The sequence below is a fragment of the Brevibacterium antiquum CNRZ 918 genome, assembly GCF_900169145.1.
Classification (GTDB): domain Bacteria; phylum Actinomycetota; class Actinomycetes; order Actinomycetales; family Brevibacteriaceae; genus Brevibacterium; species Brevibacterium koreense.
Window position 1 is genome coordinate 307682 of the sequence record NZ_FXZD01000003.1, and the last position, 16827, is coordinate 324508.

Annotated in this window: 16 protein-coding genes and 1 tRNA gene; 13 read left to right on the plus strand and 4 right to left on the minus strand. The window is 63.2% G+C overall.

The window, feature by feature from the left end; genetic code table 11:
* The first annotated feature begins 13 nt into the window (after window positions 1–13).
* On the plus strand, window positions 14–736 hold the full coding sequence (locus BANT918_RS06520) for an MIP/aquaporin family protein (protein WP_101619474.1): 723 nt from the start codon (window positions 14–16) through the stop codon (window positions 734–736).
* A gap of 63 nt (window positions 737–799) precedes the next feature.
* Window positions 800–2332, plus strand: coding sequence for a glycerol kinase GlpK (glpK, locus tag BANT918_RS06525; protein WP_101619475.1), 1533 nt, complete (start codon window positions 800–802; stop codon window positions 2330–2332).
* Between the two features lie 52 nt (window positions 2333–2384).
* Here glpK and BANT918_RS06530 read toward each other — a convergent pair whose 3' ends face one another.
* On the minus strand, window positions 2385–2657 hold the full coding sequence (locus BANT918_RS06530; protein WP_101619476.1) for a hypothetical protein: 273 nt from the start codon (window positions 2655–2657) through the stop codon (window positions 2385–2387).
* Between the two features lie 74 nt (window positions 2658–2731).
* Here BANT918_RS06530 and BANT918_RS06535 point away from each other — a divergent pair, with 74 nt between their 5' ends.
* On the plus strand, window positions 2732–3730 hold the full coding sequence (locus tag BANT918_RS06535) for a sugar phosphate isomerase/epimerase family protein (protein ID WP_101619477.1): 999 nt from the start codon (window positions 2732–2734) through the stop codon (window positions 3728–3730).
* 47 nt (window positions 3731–3777) lie between these two features.
* Window positions 3778–4614: a pyrroline-5-carboxylate reductase gene (gene proC / locus BANT918_RS06540; RefSeq protein ID WP_101619562.1), complete on the plus strand. Its 837-nt coding sequence runs from the start codon at window positions 3778–3780 to the stop codon at window positions 4612–4614.
* A gap of 26 nt (window positions 4615–4640) precedes the next feature.
* Here proC and BANT918_RS06545 read toward each other — a convergent pair whose 3' ends face one another.
* The gene (locus BANT918_RS06545) at window positions 4641–5522 is read right to left on the minus strand and encodes a LuxR C-terminal-related transcriptional regulator (RefSeq protein WP_101619478.1); all 882 of its coding nucleotides are present in this window, start codon (window positions 5520–5522) and stop codon (window positions 4641–4643) included.
* Between the two features lie 111 nt (window positions 5523–5633).
* On the opposite strand from BANT918_RS06545, the gene BANT918_RS06550 reads away from it, so the two are divergent.
* From BANT918_RS06550 to BANT918_RS06560, 3 genes are all read left to right on the plus strand, one after another.
* Window positions 5634–5975 carry a DUF485 domain-containing protein gene (locus tag BANT918_RS06550; RefSeq protein ID WP_101619479.1) on the plus strand — a complete coding sequence of 114 codons (342 nt, stop codon included), beginning with the start codon at window positions 5634–5636 and terminating at the stop codon, window positions 5973–5975.
* Window positions 5972–7618 (plus strand): cation acetate symporter, encoded by a 1647-nt coding sequence (locus BANT918_RS06555; protein WP_180957431.1) that lies wholly within the window; start codon window positions 5972–5974, stop codon window positions 7616–7618. The genes BANT918_RS06550 and BANT918_RS06555 overlap by 4 nt, the downstream gene beginning before the upstream one ends.
* A 207-nt stretch (window positions 7619–7825) precedes the next feature.
* A tRNA-Gly gene (locus BANT918_RS06560) sits at window positions 7826–7896 on the plus strand.
* A gap of 198 nt (window positions 7897–8094) precedes the next feature.
* Here the strand turns inward: BANT918_RS06560 and BANT918_RS06565 are convergent.
* Both BANT918_RS06565 and BANT918_RS06570 read right to left on the minus strand, forming a co-directional pair.
* Complete coding sequence (locus tag BANT918_RS06565; protein WP_101619480.1) at window positions 8095–8757, minus strand: potassium channel family protein; 663 nt, start codon at window positions 8755–8757, stop codon at window positions 8095–8097.
* Window positions 8750–10168 (minus strand): TrkH family potassium uptake protein, encoded by a 1419-nt coding sequence (locus BANT918_RS06570; RefSeq protein WP_167389402.1) that lies wholly within the window; start codon window positions 10166–10168, stop codon window positions 8750–8752. Before BANT918_RS06570 ends, BANT918_RS06565 begins: the two co-directional genes overlap by 8 nt.
* A 50-nt stretch (window positions 10169–10218) precedes the next feature.
* On the opposite strand from BANT918_RS06570, the gene BANT918_RS06575 reads away from it, so the two are divergent.
* The 6 genes from BANT918_RS06575 (at window position 10219) to BANT918_RS06600 (ending at window position 16826) form a co-directional block, all read left to right on the plus strand.
* Window positions 10219–11424: an acetoin utilization protein AcuC gene (locus BANT918_RS06575; protein WP_101619482.1), complete on the plus strand. Its 1206-nt coding sequence runs from the start codon at window positions 10219–10221 to the stop codon at window positions 11422–11424.
* 196 nt (window positions 11425–11620) lie between these two features.
* Window positions 11621–11719, plus strand: a complete 99-nt coding sequence (locus tag BANT918_RS06580; RefSeq protein ID WP_009882927.1) for a 30S ribosomal protein bS22 — start codon at window positions 11621–11623, stop codon at window positions 11717–11719.
* Window positions 11720–11794: 75 nt separating this feature from the next.
* A complete protein-coding gene (locus BANT918_RS06585; protein WP_101619483.1) occupies window positions 11795–12040 on the plus strand; it encodes a glutaredoxin family protein in 246 nt (81 codons plus the stop codon).
* 27 nt (window positions 12041–12067) lie between these two features.
* Window positions 12068–12763: a redox-sensing transcriptional repressor Rex gene (locus BANT918_RS06590; protein ID WP_101619484.1), complete on the plus strand. Its 696-nt coding sequence runs from the start codon at window positions 12068–12070 to the stop codon at window positions 12761–12763.
* Complete coding sequence (gene hemA, locus BANT918_RS06595) at window positions 12760–15237, plus strand: glutamyl-tRNA reductase (RefSeq protein ID WP_101619485.1); 2478 nt, start codon at window positions 12760–12762, stop codon at window positions 15235–15237. Before BANT918_RS06590 ends, hemA begins: the two co-directional genes overlap by 4 nt.
* A complete protein-coding gene (locus BANT918_RS06600) occupies window positions 15234–16826 on the plus strand; it encodes a uroporphyrinogen-III synthase (RefSeq protein ID WP_101619486.1) in 1593 nt (530 codons plus the stop codon). The genes hemA and BANT918_RS06600 overlap by 4 nt, the downstream gene beginning before the upstream one ends.
* The last annotated feature ends 1 nt before the right edge of the window (window position 16827 follow it).

Sequence of the window (16827 nt, forward strand, 5' to 3'; positions counted from 1 at the left end):
GAGTTTGTGAGATATGGGTACTATTTTCCTCTATGAGATCGCCGGCACGGCGATGCTCATGCTGCTGGGCGTCGGCGTCGTCGCCAATGTGGTTCTGGGTAAGACGAAGGGCAACGGGGGAGGCTGGCTCCTCATCTCGTTCGGCTGGGGTCTGGCAGTCTTCGCCGGTGTCTTCGTCGCCTTCAAGACCGGAGCGCACCTCAACCCGGCAGTGACCTTCGGCATCCTCGCCAGCGGGGCCGAAGAGTACGCGCCCGGCATCGCCGTGAACTTCGGCAACACCATCGCCTACCTCGCGGCCGAGATGATCGGTGCGATGATCGGTGCGGTTCTCGCCTGGGCCGTGTACAAGAAGCACTACGACGAAGAGAAGGAAGCCGGTAATATTCTCGCCACCTTCTCGACCGGACCCGAGATCCGCAGCTACGGCTGGAACTTCCTCACCGAGGTCATCGCCACGTTCGTCCTCGTGTTCGTCATCCTCCTCTTCGGAGGAACCCCGCACGGGCTCGGACCTTTGGCGGTCGGCCTTCTCGTCCTCGTCATCGGTGCATCGCTGGGCGGGCCCACCGGTTACGCGATCAACCCGGCCCGTGACCTCGGACCCCGCATCGTCCATGCCCTGCTGCCGATCCGCAACAAGGGCGGATCCGACTGGGCCTATTCGTGGGTGCCGATCGCAGGCCCACTCGTCGGCGGCGTCATCGCCGGGCTGGCCTCCCAGGCCTTCGGCTGAGTCCATCAGACCCTCGTCTGAGTCACCAGCAATCCACAGCATCACCTCGACATAGGAGTCAGAATGAGTCAGGAAAAGTTCATCCTCGCCATCGACCAGGGCACTACCTCGTCGCGGGCCATCGTCTTCAACCACGACGGGCAGATCGTGTCCTCGGGCCAGCTCGAGCACGAACAGATCTTCCCCCGCGCCGGCTGGGTCGAACACGACCCGATGGAGATCATCAGGAACACGAATGAGGCGGTCGGTCAGGCCCTGACCCGGGCCGACATCAACCGCCACCAGCTCGAGGGTGTGGGCATCACGAACCAACGTGAGACCACGGTCATCTGGAACAAGAACACCGGAAAGCCCGTCTACAATGCGATCGTCTGGCAGGACACCAGAACTCAGAAGATCTGCGACGAACTCGCCGGAGACGATGGACCCGATAAGTACAAGGAGCGCGTCGGCCTGCCCCTGGCGACCTACTTCGCCGGGCCGAAGGCCAAATGGATCTTCGACAACGTCGACGGCGTCAAGGAGTCGGCTGAGGCCGGTGAACTGCTCTTCGGCACCATGGATACCTGGGTTCTCTGGAACCTCACGGGCGGCGTCAACGGCGGCATCCACGTCACCGACGTCACGAACGCCTCACGGACGATGCTCATGAACATCAAGAGCCTCGACTGGAACGAGGAGATCGCCGGCGAGATGGGCATTCCCCTCTCGATGCTCCCAGAGATCAGGTCCTGCTCCGAGGTCTACGGCTATGGTGCGAAGAACGGCCTCATCATCGACACCCCGATCTGCGGCATCGTCGGTGACCAGCAGGCAGCGACCTTCGGCCAGGCCTGCTTCGAGAAGGGTCAGGCCAAGAACACTTACGGCACCGGCAACTTCATGCTCATCAACACGGGAACCGAACCGGTGGCCAGCAAGAATGGCCTGCTGACGACCGTGGCCTACAAGATCGGCGACGCTGACGCGGTCTACGCCCTCGAAGGCTCGGTCGCGGTCACAGGTTCTCTCGTGCAGTGGCTTCGTGACAATTTCGGAATCATCTCCGAGGCCCCCGAGGTCGAGAAGCTGGCGAAGAATGTCGATGACAACGGCGGCTGCTATATCGTGCCCGCCTTCTCGGGTCTCTTCGCCCCGCACTGGGAGTCGGATGCACGTGGCGTGATGGTGGGACTGACCCGCTACGTCAACAAGAACCACATCGCGCGTGCGGCGCTCGAGTCCGTGGCGTTCCAGTCTCGTGAGGTCCTCGATGCGATGAACCTCGACTCGGGCGTCGAACTCACTGAGCTCAAGGTCGACGGCGGCATGGTTGCCAATGAGACGCTCATGCAGTTCCAGGCCGACCTCCTCGGCGTGCCAGTCATCCGCCCCGAGGTCGTCGAGACCACGGCGCTGGGTGCGGCCTACGCTGCCGGCATCGCCGTGAAGTTCTGGAACGGTGAGGAAGACGTCAAGGCGAACTGGCGCGAGGACAAGCGTTGGCTGCCTTCGATGGACGAGGACAAGGTCGCTCGCGCCTACCGTCTGTGGAACAAGGCTGTCGAAAGGTCGAAGAACTGGGTCGACGAGGACGTCGAGGCCCTCTCCGACTGATTTCCGACCGAGGTCCAACCTCGCCGAGGTCGGCCTCAGTGGGGGGCTTGCCTCAGTTGAGGCCGATCGTGAACATGCACTCCGGCGCCGCCGGGGACACTCCGTCGAAGACGTGAGTGATCTCCGTGCGGCGCCGGAGCGCATCCGGGTGGAGATTGATCGCTGCCAGCTGCCCCAGTCCCGAGGCGTCGGGGAGTCGGTCGAGAAGGCCGAGGATCTCGTCGGCCATGATGCCGCGATGGGCAGCCTCCCACACGGCGATGTGGACTTCGGCGATGCGGGAGGCATCATCGGCTCTGTCCCAGTGGACTCGAAAATCAGCCATCGATCCAACTCAGCCACTTCAGGGCTTATGCTTTCTGAGGGAATACGGAAACTTCGAGGACTAAACTGGGTGAGATGAGCAGGGCGAAACGGTCGAAGTCAGCACGCAAGGTGTACACCGCGAAGAATTCCGCGCGGTCCAATTTCCGACGCCACAGGGAGTACTTCGACAGCCACGAGGTCTATGACCAGGAGACCCAGCACAGTTCGGAACACCGGATCCGGGTCGGACTCTCCAGCTCCTCGGTGTCCCCGATGACCGTGGCCGAGACCTTCTCCCAAGCTGCCAAACACGGCTACGACGGTGTCGAGATCATGGTCACCCACAATGCCGAGACCCGCGACGTCGACCTCATCAACGGCCTGGCTGCGGAGACGGGACTCGAGGTCATGTCCCTGCACGCGCCGACTCTGCTCTTCCTGCCCCGCGTGCTGCACAAGGACCACTGGGAGAAGCTGCGCATCACCGCGAACCTCGCGAAGGCGGTCGGTGCCAAAACTGTGGTCCTGCACCCGCCATTTCGGTGGCAGGGAGAATACGCGCTGGGCTTCGTCGACGGTGTGCGCCAGGTGTCGCAGGAGACCGGAGTCACCCTGGCCGTGGAGAACATGTATCCCTGGCGTGCAGGCGTGCGCGAGATCCTCGTCTACTATCCCGACTGGAACCCCCTTGATGAGGACTACGATGCCCTGACCTTCGACTTCTCCCACGCTTCGACGGCTGGAATGAACGCCGTCGAGACCGTGTCGGAGATCTTCGACAAACTCCGCCACGTCCATCTCACCGACGGCTCCGGATCGCTCAAGGACGAACACCTGATCCCCGGTGCCGGCACCATGCCCGTGGCCGAGACTCTGCAGCTTCTGGCCAAACACAACTGGTCCGGCGACGTCGTCGTCGAAGTCAACACCCGCTTCGTGACGAAGAAGCCCACCCGGGAGCAGATGCTCGCCGACTCCCTCGCCTTCGCTCGCACCCATCTCGGGCTTGATACCGAGGACCGTCACCGCAACGCCTCGAGCCATGTGCGGACCAGTGAAACGGGTACGAGCGAGAAACCGTCGAACAAATGAACACGGAACTCACACCAACTGAACCACCACAGAAAGGCAGGTCTGATTTGACCTCCATCGCCTCCATCGGCACCGGAAACATGGGCACGGCACTGATCAAGGGAATCATGAGCGCCGACGAGAAGCTCGACGTTCGCGCGACGACCAATTCGGCCACCTCGGCGAAGCGACTCGCTGCGGAGCTCCCGAGTGCGACCAGCACCTCGCTGGAGGACGATGCCGAGGCCAACAGCAAGGCCGCCGCTGGAGCGGACTTCGTCTTCCTCGGCGTCAAGCCGTGGATGATGGCCGACACAGTGGCCGACCTCGCCCCGAGCCTGAGCGCGAACAGCGTGCTCGTCTCGATGGCTGCCGGTGTCGCCATGGCCGACCTGGCCACACTGGCACCGAAGAACAAGATCGTGCGGATCATGCCCAATACCCCCAGCTCCATCGGGCACGGTGTGATCGCTCTTGCACCCTCCGCCGAGGTGGACGAGACCACAGTGGACACACTGCGGACGCTGCTGTCTGGAGCCGGTCTCGTCGTGGCCCTTGATGAAACCGAGATCCCCGCCATGACCGGGATCTCCGGTTCAGGAGTGGCCTACTTCTTCCTCCTCGCCGAAACGATGATCGCCGCTGGCGTGAAGATGGGGCTGAGCGAGGAGACGGCCAAGCAGATGGTCGTGGCCACAGCGGACGGAGCCGGTCGGCTCCTCAGTGAGAAGCCGGACCCGAGCGCACAGCGTCAGGCCGTCAGCAGCAAGGGCGGCACCACGCTCGCCGGACTGCAGACCTTCATCGATGCGGGGCTCTTCGACACCGCCGAGGCGGCTGCGCAGGCTGCAGGCAACCGTTCCCTCGAAATGGAGAAAGAGAACTCCAAGGTCATCAACGGTTGAGAAACCGGCCAGCTCGACAGCTTGGTTCAGGGGAGGCCCCCGGCCGACCTCGCGATGGACACCGCCTCATGCCGGGTGCTGGCCGAGAGCTTGACCATGGCCGTGTTCAGGTAGGACTTCACGGTTGACTCCCGAAGCCCCAGCCCCGCGGCGATCCGGGCATTCGACCATCCCAGTGCCACGTGCGAGAGAATGTCGGTTTCCCTGGGGGAGAGGCTGACAGCAGGCGACGGGTTCGGAAACAGATCCGAATTGTGGCCGGAGAGGATATCGGCCAGGCGATTCTCCACGACGGTCAGCCGCTGGCGCATCTCGTTCTCATCGACGCCTGAACGGATTGAGCGCAGTTCCGCGTAGGTGCGGCGCAGAGCTTCCCTGCTCGAAGACTCGAGGTCGGAGTACCGATGCTCAGGGTCGACCGGTTCCTCGGTCGGTCGGGGCTGACCGAGCCGACCCAGATCCACTGACAGCTGCCTGACACGTTTGACCAGGTCGCTGGTCTGCGGGGCCGCCGCATTGTAGTTCTTGCGGTGACCGCAGTAGATCATCCCTGTGACGTCACCGCCGCGCAGGGTCGGCACAGCGATGAGAACCTGGATCCCCTCTCCGAGGATCTGCTCGTCGTAGTGATGGGTGATGAAGGGATCGAGCCCGTAGTCTTTGGTCAGCTGTGGGGTGCCTTCGGTGAGGGCACGTCCACCGAGGCCGCGTCCGGTGCTGACGATAAGCGAGGACAGGCGATCTTGGCCGCCTCCGGCCACCGCTTGCACAGAGACCTCGCCTTCTTCGACCATGCCGCCGAAGACGACATCACCGGTCCCGCTTCGATGCAGGGAATCAACGGCTTCAGCGAAGAGCCGACGCGTCTCGGCCTTCAGCGCCCGAGATTCTTTTGCTTTGACATTCATGTGAACAAGCTACCAACTTTCGGTGGTATTCCACAGTGCAGGCTGACCGCTAGTTTTGACTTGTGTGATTTAGACCACTGATGCTCGACGCACAATTCGAATGGAGAAGTAATGACCGATCCCGTCAGTACTCGGGTCGATTTCCTCGTCGAAGAGGAAAATCCCGAATTCAAAGCGCTCAAGCGCAAAAGGTTCTCGGTGGTGATACCACTGTCGATCGGATTCATGGCGTGGTACTTCCTCTACGTCATCCTGAGCACCTACGCGCACGATTTCATGTCCACGAAGGTCATCGGTGAGATCAACCTCGGGTTGATCCTCGGCCTCCTGCAGTTCGTGACGACCTTCGCGATCACGATGTTCTATGTTTCGTTCGCGAACAAGAAGCTCGATCCGCCGGCTTCGGCGATCCGTCAACGCCTTCAGCAGCAGTCGGAAGGAACCACCCCATGAGCGCCATTGCCATAGGAGACCTGTTCGCCTCCGGTCTCGACAAAGTGTCCCAAGGCGTGACTGAGGTGGAGAACAACCCGGTTCTCAACATCACGATCTTCGCCGCCTTCGTCGCGGTGACGATGTTCATCGTCCTGCGGGCCAGCAAGAACAACAAGTCGGCATCCGACTATTACGCGGGTGGGCGGTCCTTCACCGGACCGCAGAACGGTTTTGCGATCTCGGGCGACTATCTGTCCGCGGCTTCGTTCCTCGGTATCTGCGGGGCCATCGCCGTCAATGGCTACGACGGCTTCCTGTACTCGATCGGCTTCCTCGTCGCATGGCTCGTCGCTCTGCTCATCGTTGCCGAGCTGATGCGCAACACAGGCAAGTTCACGATGGCCGATGTGCTCTCGTTCCGCCTCAAGCAGCGCCCCGTGCGGATGGCTGCAGCCCTGTCGACCCTGGCTGTCTGCTTCTTCTATCTCCTGGCACAGATGGCAGGAGCAGGTGGACTCGTGTCCCTGCTCATGGGCATCGACAGCAAGGTCGGGCAGTCGCTGGTCGTCGCCGTGGTCGGTGCGCTCATGATCATCTACGTGCTCGTCGGAGGCATGAAGGGAACCACCTGGGTGCAGATCGTCAAAGCGGTCCTGCTCATAGCGGGCGCGTTCGCAATGACGATCTGGGTGCTCGCACTCAACGGATTCAATCTTTCGACCCTCCTGGCCTCCGCGGTCGAGAATTCAGGCGTGGGTGAGAAGCTCCTGGCCCCCGGTCAGAAGTACGGAGAGAATCCTCTCGACTTCATCTCCCTGGCGTTGGCTCTGGTGCTCGGCACAGCTGGTCTGCCACACGTTCTCATGCGCTTCTACACGGTACCTTCGGCGAAGGAAGCCCGTCGCTCTGTCGTCTGGGCGATCTGGCTCATCGGTCTCTTCTACCTGTTCACCCTCGTCCTCGGTTACGGCGCGTCGGCACTCGTCGGTGCCGATGCGATCGAGAACGCACCAGGGGGAGTGAATTCGGCGGCACCGCTGCTGGCGCTCCACCTCGGCGGACCCATTCTCATGGGCTTCATCTCGGCCGTGGCATTCGCGACGATTCTCGCCGTCGTCGCGGGCCTCGCGATCACGGCGGCCGCTTCGTTCGCCCACGACATCTACGCGAGTGTCATCAAGAAGGGCAAGGTCGACGACCCCGACGCCGAGGTCAAAGTCGCACGTCGCACCGTCATCGTCATCGGTGCCGTGGCGATCATCGGCGGCATCGGAGTCCAAGGCCAGAACATCGCATTCCTGGTCGCGCTCGCCTTCGCCGTCGCGGCCAGTGCGAACTTGCCGACGATCATCTACTCGCTGTTCTGGAAGCGCTTCACGACTCGCGGTGCGGTCTGGTCGATCTACGGCGGTCTGGGTTCGGCGATTCTGCTGATCGCGTTCTCCCCAGTCGTCTCCGGTTCCGAGACCGCGATGATCGCGGGAGCCGACTTCGCGATCTTCCCGCTGTCGAACCCCGGCATCATCTCGATCCCGCTGGGCTTCATCCTCGGCTGGATTGCGTCGATCACCGACAAGACCGTCGAGAGCCCGGAGCTGGCAGCTGAGATGGACGTGCGCGCCCATACCGGTTTCGGCGCCGAGGAGGCTGTCGAGCACTGAAAGTGAGGGAATTTCATCTGAGGGGGTGGCTGCGGCCGCCCCCTCAGCCGTTGCCGCAGTATTCTCCTGCGGGGGCTGGACCACCCTGCACCTGGACCACACACCCGGGACTCCGCGCCGAGGATATACACTGGGGAAGTCGCTTGGGGCACACTCTCGCCACAGCAAGCCATCTGCGCTGGTGAGGTCAGGTTCCGGCGGCGAATTGCGGGCGTAGCTTAATGGTAGAGCCTCGGCTTCCCAAGCCGATGACGCGGGTTCGATTCCCGTCGCCCGCTCTCGTGCACGTTCGTGCGGTCTAGTTGTCCTATTCGCGTTCTTTCCTGCGGCGTTGTCGTCGAAAATCAGCTCCCCGCTTGCCCGAAGCGCACAGGTGCGTCCACATGTGCACCACCCCCTCTTCGTCAGGCTGAATGACTCACACACAGCCTGACAAAGAGGGGCCTGTGCACCTTTGGGAAGCTGACGCTCTCGGCCTATGGTCGGCCGGCGAAGCGGCCCAGCAGCTCTACGTGGCCGGCGACGATGAGCAGGTCCTGCTTGCCCACACGGGTCGTGGGCTCGGCGTAGGTGAAGTCGCGGCCGGGACTCTTAATGCCCACGATCGTGACCCCGTACCTGTCGCGGACACCCGACTCGCTGAGGGTGAAGCCCTGGATCTCACGCGGGGGCCGCATCTTCACGACCGCGAAGTGACCTTCGTCGAATTCGATGTACTCCATCATCCGTGAGCTCACCAGATGCGCCACTCGCCGGCCGGCATCCGATTCGGGGTAGAGCACATGGTGGGCGCCGATGCGGTGGAGGATTTTTCCGTGTGAGGGGGAGATGGCCTTCGCCCACACCTGTCCCACGCCCAGATCGACGAGGTTGGCCGTCGTCAGCACACTGTCCTCGATCGACGTGCCGATGCCGACCACAGCCGTGGAGAAGTCACCGGCGCCCACCTGCCGCAGTGCATCGATGTTCGTGGCATCGGCCTCGACGACGTGGGTGAGCTTTCCGCTCCAGTCCTTGACAAGTTCGGCACTGTGCTCGATCGCCATGACCTCACGGCCCAGTTTGGCCAGGGTGGCGGCGGTCGACGATCCGAAGCGTCCGAGACCGATGACCAGGATTGAGGTGTGTTCGTTAGCCAACGACCGGCCTTTCTTCGGGGTAGCGGTACAGGCGTGCAGTGTCTCGCATGGACAGGGCTGCCGCCAGTGTAATCGTACCGAGCCTACCGATGAGCATGATCACGGACAGGCAGTACAGACCCGCCTCATTGACGGTGGCAGAGACCCCGGAACTCAACCCGACGGTGCCGAATGCGGAGATCACCTCGAACAGGACCCTGTCCAGCGGCTCGGCGCTGATCTGGAGCATCGCCAGAGTGCCGATGAAGACGATGATCGCACCCGTAAGCAGAACCGAGATCGAGAGCTTGATCGTCGACGAGGTCAGGCGCCGGCCGAAGACGTGCACGTCCTGCAGGCCGCGCGCTTCGGCGAAGGCAGCGAGAATCAGCACGGCCACCGTCGTGACTTTGATCCCGCCGGCCGTTGACGAGGAACCTCCCCCGATGAACATCATAAGATCCATCAGCAGATGCGAGGACTGGCTCATATCCGCGATCTCCATCGTTGAGAACCCACCCGAGCGCGGCATCACCGCCATGAACAGGATCTCAACGAAGGTATGACCCGCGTTCTTGTCACCCAGGGTGGCAGGGTTGGCGGACTCGAAGATGAGGAGGAACAGGAGGCCGATGGCAAGGATTGCGGTCGTCGTCGTCAGCGTCAGCTTTGTGTGCAGATCCCACTTCTTCGGATGGTTCCAGTTGATCGCCACCATGAGCACGACAGGGAATCCGAGGGCGCCGACGAAGACGCCGATCATGATCAGGGAGAGGATCCACGGATCGGAGGCGAAGTAGGCGCCTCCGCCGGGGTGAATCGTGAAGCCTGCGTTGTTGAACGATGAGATCGAGTAGAAGACCGAATACCAGACGGCGTCGCCGATGGTCTCGCCCCGCATCAGGAATCGCGGGAAGAACAGCACCGCCAGAATCGATTCGGCTGTGACGATCGTGATCACAACGGCCTTCAGCAGCGTGCCCACCTGCCCCAAATTGAGCGCCGAGGTGGCCTGCTGGGCGATGAGGCGCTGCCGGACCCCCAGTCGGCGTGAGACCGCCATGCCCAGCACCGAGGCGAGAGTGAGGATGCCCAGGCCGCCCACCTGGATGCCGGCGGTGATGACCGAGATCCCGAAATCGGACCAGTAGGTCTCCGTCACCACCGGGGTCAGCCCGGTCACACAGACGGCAGAGACAGCCACGAAGACAGCATTTGCGATGTGTTGCGTCTGCGGGACCGAACCGGGGTCGCGCATGCTCGCAGGCAGCATCAGCAGGATCGCGAAGAATGCCACCACCGCAATGAAGGATCCGATCGCCAGGCGGGCAGGCGAAGCGACGGCGAGTTCGTCGACGAAGTCGCGAGCCCACCGACCTGGTCGCAGGATCAGGTCGAAGCGCGGCGTGGAATTCTTGGACACAAGCTCCATGGTAGATCGTGAGACCCCAGAATCTTCGTAGGTGAGCTGTGCCATATACCATGGTCCCCATGGCCGATAGCGATGTGTACGTCGTCTGGGACGATGCGGTGACCGGGTACAACTTCGGTCCCAGCCACCCCATGCATCCCCTGAGACTCGATCTGACCGCGAAGCTGGCCATGGACTTCGGCCTCTTCGATGCCGACAACGTCCACGTCCGGGGTGTCAATGAGATCGAAGAGAGCACACTCGGCAACCTCCACACCGCGGACTTCATCGCAGCGGTGAAGAAGGTCGGCGACGGAGGCGGACTCAGCGACGAAGAAGCGAAGAAGTACGGCATCGGCACCGAAGACGTTCCCGGCTTCGAAAACATGCATGCCGCCTCGGCGATGCTGTTCCAGGGATCGGTCGACTCGGCGCGGGCCATCATCTCCGGCGACTACTCTCACGCCGTGAACTTCACCGGCGGAATGCACCATGCGATGCCCGATCACGCGAGCGGCTTCTGCGTCTACAACGACATCGCCGGAGCCATCACCGAATTTCTGGGTGCGGGATACGAACGCATCGCCTACATCGACCTTGACGCCCACCACGGCGATGGTGTGGAGAAGTTCTTCTGGGACGATTCCCGAGTGCTGACGATCTCTATGCACGAATCGGGGAAGTTCCTGTTTCCCGGCTCCGGCTATCCCGCCGACATCGGCGGACTGCGCGCCGCCGCCTCGGCGGCGAACATCGCGCTGCCTCCGCGCACGCTCGATGCGGACTGGCTGCGGGCCTTCGATGCCACGATTCCCGCGATCATCGGCGGATTCGAGCCGCAGGTCATCGTCTCCCAGCACGGTTGCGACGGACACCGCAACGACCCTCTGACGCACATGCGACTCAGCGTTGATGCGATGCGGGTGGCCACAGAATGGGTCCGCGACCTGGCCGCCGAATACTCGGACGGAAAATGGCTGGCGACCGGGGGAGGAGGCTATGCGATCATCGACGTGGTGCCCCGCGCCTGGACCAACGTGCTCGCGATCTCCGCAGGACTCGACATCGATCCAGGTGCTCGCATTCCGGGCCGCTGGGCGAACTATGCGCAGACGAAGACCGGGCGGGAAGCGCCCCTGTCGATGACCGACGGCTTCGACGGCTCATTCACCCGCTGGTCGAACGGCTACGACCCCGAATCCGAACTCGATCGCGCCGTAATGGGCACCCGGAAGAACCTGTTCCCGTTCTTCGGCCTCGACGCCTACTTCGACTGAAATTCACCACCTGCTTCGACTGAAGCCCGCGTCCTCGGGGATCGTTCGACCGCCAATCCATCGGATCGTGCGATCGACGCTGTGGATCCGGACACAGTTTTGGGAAAGCAGAGGCCCAAGCGATAGAATTGCACGGTTAGTTCAAAGGGTGGGCACCAGATGTTCACCTCCACCGACGATCACAAGGGGTACCCGCGTGGGCTCAGTCATCAAGAAGCGCCGCAAGCGTATGTCCAAGAAGAAGCACCGTAAGCAGCTTCGCAAGACACGTCACCAGCGTCGCAACAAGAAGTAAGACCGAATACGGTCCTACGCCCCCGCTCGAATCTGAATTCGGCGGGGTTTGTTGTCGCCCGATGAGGAGTCTGCAGTGGTCACATTGACCTTCCTGACACGCGCCGACTGCCACCTGTGCGAAACCGCCAGGGATGCCGTCGCCGAGGCTGTGGCCGGCAGAGACGTCAGCGTGAGTGAGATCGACATCGACAGCGATGATGATCTTGCCGGACAGTACGGCTGGGACGTCCCAGTCGTGCTGCTCAACGGTCGGCAGCACAGCTTCCATCGGGTCGATTCGGACCGGCTGTCCAGAGCCCTTGAGGCTTTGGACACATGAGATCGATTGAAGGAGTGACGCGTTTTCGTGGGCGAGATACTGTCCGCCAACAGCATTGAGGGTGTCGTTCGTAAGGACGTGCCCGAACGCGTCATCTCCCGACTCCCGATCTACCTGCAGACGGTTGAGACGATCGCCGCAACGGGTCAGGCAACGATCTCCTCGGAGGCGTTGGCGGCCCGCAGCGGTGTGTCGTCGTCAATTCTGCGCAAGGACCTGTCTCAACTGGGACGCTCGGGTCGTCGCGGAGTCGGCTACTCCTGTGAGGACCTCGCCTCGACTCTGCGCACATTCCTCGGTCTCGACCGAGCGCGCAGCGTTGCCATCATCGGCGCCGGCCGCCTGGGTTCGGCCCTGGCCGACTACGCAGGATTCAAACGCCGCGGACTCTCACTCACCGCAATCTTCGATACCGATGAGGCCAAGATCGGAACCGTGATCGGCACTCTGCCGGTCTCCGACCTCACCGAACTTGCCACCTGGCCCGAGGACATCGACCTCGTCGTCATGGCAGTACCCGCATCCGCGGCACCGGCGGCGGCACGCATCGCCGCCGAGGCAGGCGTGCGCGGCATTCTGAACTTCGCACCCACCGTGCTCGACGCCCCGGATTCTATCCGCGTGCATCAGGTCGATCTGGCCAGTGAGCTGCAAGTACTCGCATACTATTCGGCGCTTGATTCGGCACCGCTCAATCCAGGTTTTGAGGAGCACAGGAATTGACTCTCTTGGTTCTCGGCATATCCCATCACTCGGCTCCGATCGACATGTTGGACGCTCTGGCATTCGGCTCCGGTGAGGTCGGATCACTGCGCGCCGACGCTTTGGCCGGCGACAATGTGGAGGGACTCGCGGTTCTCTCGACGTGCAACCGCCTGGAGCTCATCGCCGATGTCACCTCCTTCCACGGAGGCCTCTCCGACCTCGGCAATGCCCTCGTGTCCTCGATCGACAAGGAATGGCAGGACATCGCCGGGCACTTCTACGCCCACTACGACACTCAGGCCCAGGAGCACCTGCTCAAGGTCTCCTGCGGTCTCGACTCGATGGCGATCGGTGAGGCCCAGATCTTGGGACAGCTGCGCTCGACATTCACCGACTCTCTGTCGGCCGGGGCACTGACCTCCGGCCTCTCCCACGCACTGCAGCAGAGCCTGCGGGTCGGCAAAAGAGCACATTCGGAGACCGGTCTCGACGAGGTCGCCCGCTCACTGTTCAGCGCAGCACTTGAAGCCGCCCAGGCACACATCGGATCACTGCGCGCCGCGAATGCGCTGGTCATCGGTGCTGGAGCCATGTCAGGCCTCGTCGTCTCAGGCCTGCACAAGGAGGGCGTGGCGCGGACCACGGTGCTCAATCGGACCGTAGACACAGCAGAGCGTCTCGTCGCCGAGGTGGGCGGCCGTGCCCGCGAACTGACCTCGCGGATCCTCGCCGAGGAAATCGCCGACGCCGACCTCATCATCTCCTGCACCGGTGCCCGAGGAGTCGTCGTCACCCGCGAAGACATCCAGGCCGGTCTGTCCCAGAATCCCAAGGGCGCAGCGAACAAGGCCTTCGTTGACCTTGCCCTGCCGCACGACATCGACCCCACGGTGCGCGAGTTCGAACATGTTGCGCTCTTCGGTCTCGGCGAGATCCGCACCCTGCTCACCAGTTCCGCGAACCAGCGCGACGCTGCGGTCGTCAAAACCGTCGAAGCAGTGCGCGCGATCATCGCCGAGGAGCTGACCAAGCTCGAATCCGGCGCCAAGGAACGAGCTGTCGCACCCACAGTCACGGCACTGCGTAGCCACGCCGAGGACGTGCTCGATGCGGAGACGAAACGGCTGGAGAAGAAGATAGGTGCCGATGTCGGCGACAAGGCCTTCGCCGAGATCCGCAAGTCCCTGCACCGGGTGGCGGAGAAGCTGATCCACACGCCGACGGTCAAGGTCAAGGAACTGGCCGTCACCGAATCTGACGTCGACTACGCACAGGCGCTCATGCAGCTCTTCGACCTGCCGACGAACAAGGTCGCCCATTCGATTGCGAAGCCAGAGACCAAAGTCGCCACTGCCTCGAGTGCCAACTACGTTGAGGCGGACGGTGTGCGGCCGGTAGCCGACCACACCCTCGACATCGTCGAACCTGAGCACTTCTCCGGTCGCACGATCCGCCTGGGCACCCGCCGCTCGAAGCTCGCACGCTCCCAGTCCACGGCGATCGCCCACCAGCTGGCGGCACTGACCGGCTGGCGCGTGGAGATCGTCGAGGTCGTGACCGAAGGCGACGTCAACATGTCGCCCCTGACCGGTTTCGGCGGCACAGGCGTCTTCGTCTCCGCCGTTCGGCAGGCTCTGCACCAGGGAAAGATCGACATCGCAGTGCACTCGCTCAAGGATCTGCCCACCACCCCCGAGGCGGGCATCCAGATGGCCGCCATCCCGCCCCGGGTCGATCCTGCCGATGTCCTCATCGGCCGTGATGGCCTGAACTTCGCGGATCTGCCTCCGGGAAGCGTCATCGGCACCGGCTCTCCGCGCCGCGCCGTGCAGCTGCGCGCCGCTCGGCCCGACATTGAGGTCCGCGGAGTGCGCGGAAACGTCGACACCCGCATCGCCCACGTCCGTGACGGACGACTCGACGCCGTCGTGCTGGCCGCGGCCGGAGTCCGTCGCATCGGTCGCTTGGCTGAGGCCACCGACTCCCTCGACTTCGACACGATGCTCCCGGCCCCCGGGCAGGGAGCCCTGGCCATTGAAACGCGGGGAGCAGACAGCCCCTTCGCCCTCGACAACGAGGTCATGGCAGCCGATGCTGAGGTCCGCGACGCACTCAAGCGCCTCCACGATGAGACCACTGACCTGGCCGTGACCTGCGAGAGGGCGATCCTCTCCCGGGCAGAGGCCGGATGTTCAGCCCCCATCGGAGCACTCGCCACGATCCAGGGCTCGGACTTCGTCGTCGACGCGGTCATGGCCGATGACGACGGAAACCTCGCCCGCACTCGCCAGAGCGCCCCACTGCCTATGACTCCGGACGTGGATCTGGACTCCAGCAGTGCGAACCAACTGTCGATCACCGGCAAGGAGCTGGCTCGGCTCGCCGACGAACTCGGCACCGCAGCGGCCGAAGACCTGCTGGGACGCCTCGGCATCGATCCCGCGCAGTCCGCGGATCACCTCACCCCTGTCAAAGTCCAGGAGCAGGTATGACCACCGGCCAGGTTCAGCCCCGTCGTCTTCTGCCCGTCTCACCTCGCGTCGTCTTCATCGGAAGCGGGCCCGGTGAGTCGGGTCTGATGACGATTCGCGGCGCCGATATCCTCGCGAACGCCGAGATCGTCGTCTACGACACCCACGTGCATTCGGAGATCGTCACCGCCTACGTGCCGCAGGCCACGGAGATCATCGAGGCTGCTCAGCTCGGTGCGACGGCCTCTACACGGGGACGTAAGCTCGCTGAGTTGGCACGACCTGATAAGACTGTGGTGCGCCTGAGCTCTGATGACGGCATCCTATTCACGACGACTACAGCAGAAGCCGCCGTGTGCCGCAAAGCCGACGTCGACGTTGAAATCGTCCCTGGAGTCGGATTGTCCGCGGCTACCTCCGCATACACCGGCACCGCGCTGACGACGAACCGCGTGCGCTCGGTCCGGTTCATCGAGGCCGGTCCGCAGACCCACGTCGACGTCTCCCGGCACCGCAACACCACCCATGTGCTCACAGGCACTTCAGCCGACCACGAACAGGCGATCCGGGCTCTGCTCGACGACGGATGGGACGTGGACACGAAAGTGCTCCTGGGGTGGGGCATCTCCACAACCGATCAGACGAGTGTGGAGACCACACTGGGACAGGCCCTGACGATGGCTCAGACCGGTGGAGATCGTATGGTGGTCATCATGGGACAAGGTGTGGAATCGCGAGGCGCACTCAGCTGGTTCGAGACCAAGCCGCTCTTCGGCTGGCAGGTCCTCGTCCCACGGACGAAGGAACAGGGCACCTCCACCGCCGAGGCGCTGGGGGAGCTGGGTGCTGTCGGCACTGTTGTGCCGACGATCGCCGTCCAGCCCCCGCGCACACCGACTCAGATGGAGAAGGCGATCCGGGGCCTCGTCGACGGGTCCTACGAATGGGTGGGCTTCACCTCGGTGAACGCTGTTCGCGCGGTGCGCATGTGGTTCGAGGACTTCGGTCTCGACTCCCGCTCGCTCTCTGGTGTCAAGGTTGCGGCCGTCGGCGGCCGCACCGCCGCCTCACTCATCGATTGGGGCATCACCCCCGACCTCGTCCCCGACGGCGAACACTCGGCTCGTGGCCTGGCCGCGGCCTGGCCGGACTACGTCGACGATATCGACCCCATGAACACCGTGTTGCTGCCGCGCGCCGACATCGCCACCGAGGTGCTTGTAGCAGGACTCCTCGAGAAGGGCTGGGACCCAGACGACGTCACGGCCTACCGGACCGTGCGCGCCTCACCGCCTCCGGCTCCCATCCGGGAAGCCATCAAAGCCGGTGACTTCGACGCCTTCCTCTTCACCTCCTCCTCTACGGTGCGCAATCTCGTCGGGATCGCCGGAAAACCGGCTTCCACCTCGGTGATCTGCTGCATCGGACCAGCCACGGCGAACACCGCAGCCGAACACGGCCTGCGAGTCGACGTCCTCGCAGAGGAAGCCAATCTCACCTCCCTCATTGACGGATTGGTCGAATTCGCGATGTCCGCACGCGAGGACGACCTGGCGGCGGGAATCACCCCGACGCGCCCCAGCCAGAAGCGCCGCAGAAAGAAGGCCTGAC

Coding starts and splice junctions, on each gene's coding strand:
- BANT918_RS06520 (WP_101619474.1), top strand. CDS start 14: ATGGGTACTATTTTCCTCTATGAGATCGCCGGCACGGCGATGCTCATG.
- glpK (WP_101619475.1), top strand. CDS start 800: ATGAGTCAGGAAAAGTTCATCCTCGCCATCGACCAGGGCACTACCTCG.
- BANT918_RS06530 (WP_101619476.1), bottom strand. CDS start 2,657: ATGGCTGATTTTCGAGTCCACTGGGACAGAGCCGATGATGCCTCCCGC.
- BANT918_RS06535 (WP_101619477.1), top strand. CDS start 2,732: ATGAGCAGGGCGAAACGGTCGAAGTCAGCACGCAAGGTGTACACCGCG.
- BANT918_RS06545 (WP_101619478.1), bottom strand. CDS start 5,522: ATGAATGTCAAAGCAAAAGAATCTCGGGCGCTGAAGGCCGAGACGCGT.
- BANT918_RS06550 (WP_101619479.1), top strand. CDS start 5,634: ATGACCGATCCCGTCAGTACTCGGGTCGATTTCCTCGTCGAAGAGGAA.
- BANT918_RS06555 (WP_180957431.1), top strand. CDS start 5,972: ATGAGCGCCATTGCCATAGGAGACCTGTTCGCCTCCGGTCTCGACAAA.
- BANT918_RS06570 (WP_167389402.1), bottom strand. CDS start 10,168: ATGGAGCTTGTGTCCAAGAATTCCACGCCGCGCTTCGACCTGATCCTG.
- BANT918_RS06575 (WP_101619482.1), top strand. CDS start 10,219: ATGGTCCCCATGGCCGATAGCGATGTGTACGTCGTCTGGGACGATGCG.
- BANT918_RS06600 (WP_101619486.1), top strand. CDS start 15,234: ATGACCACCGGCCAGGTTCAGCCCCGTCGTCTTCTGCCCGTCTCACCT.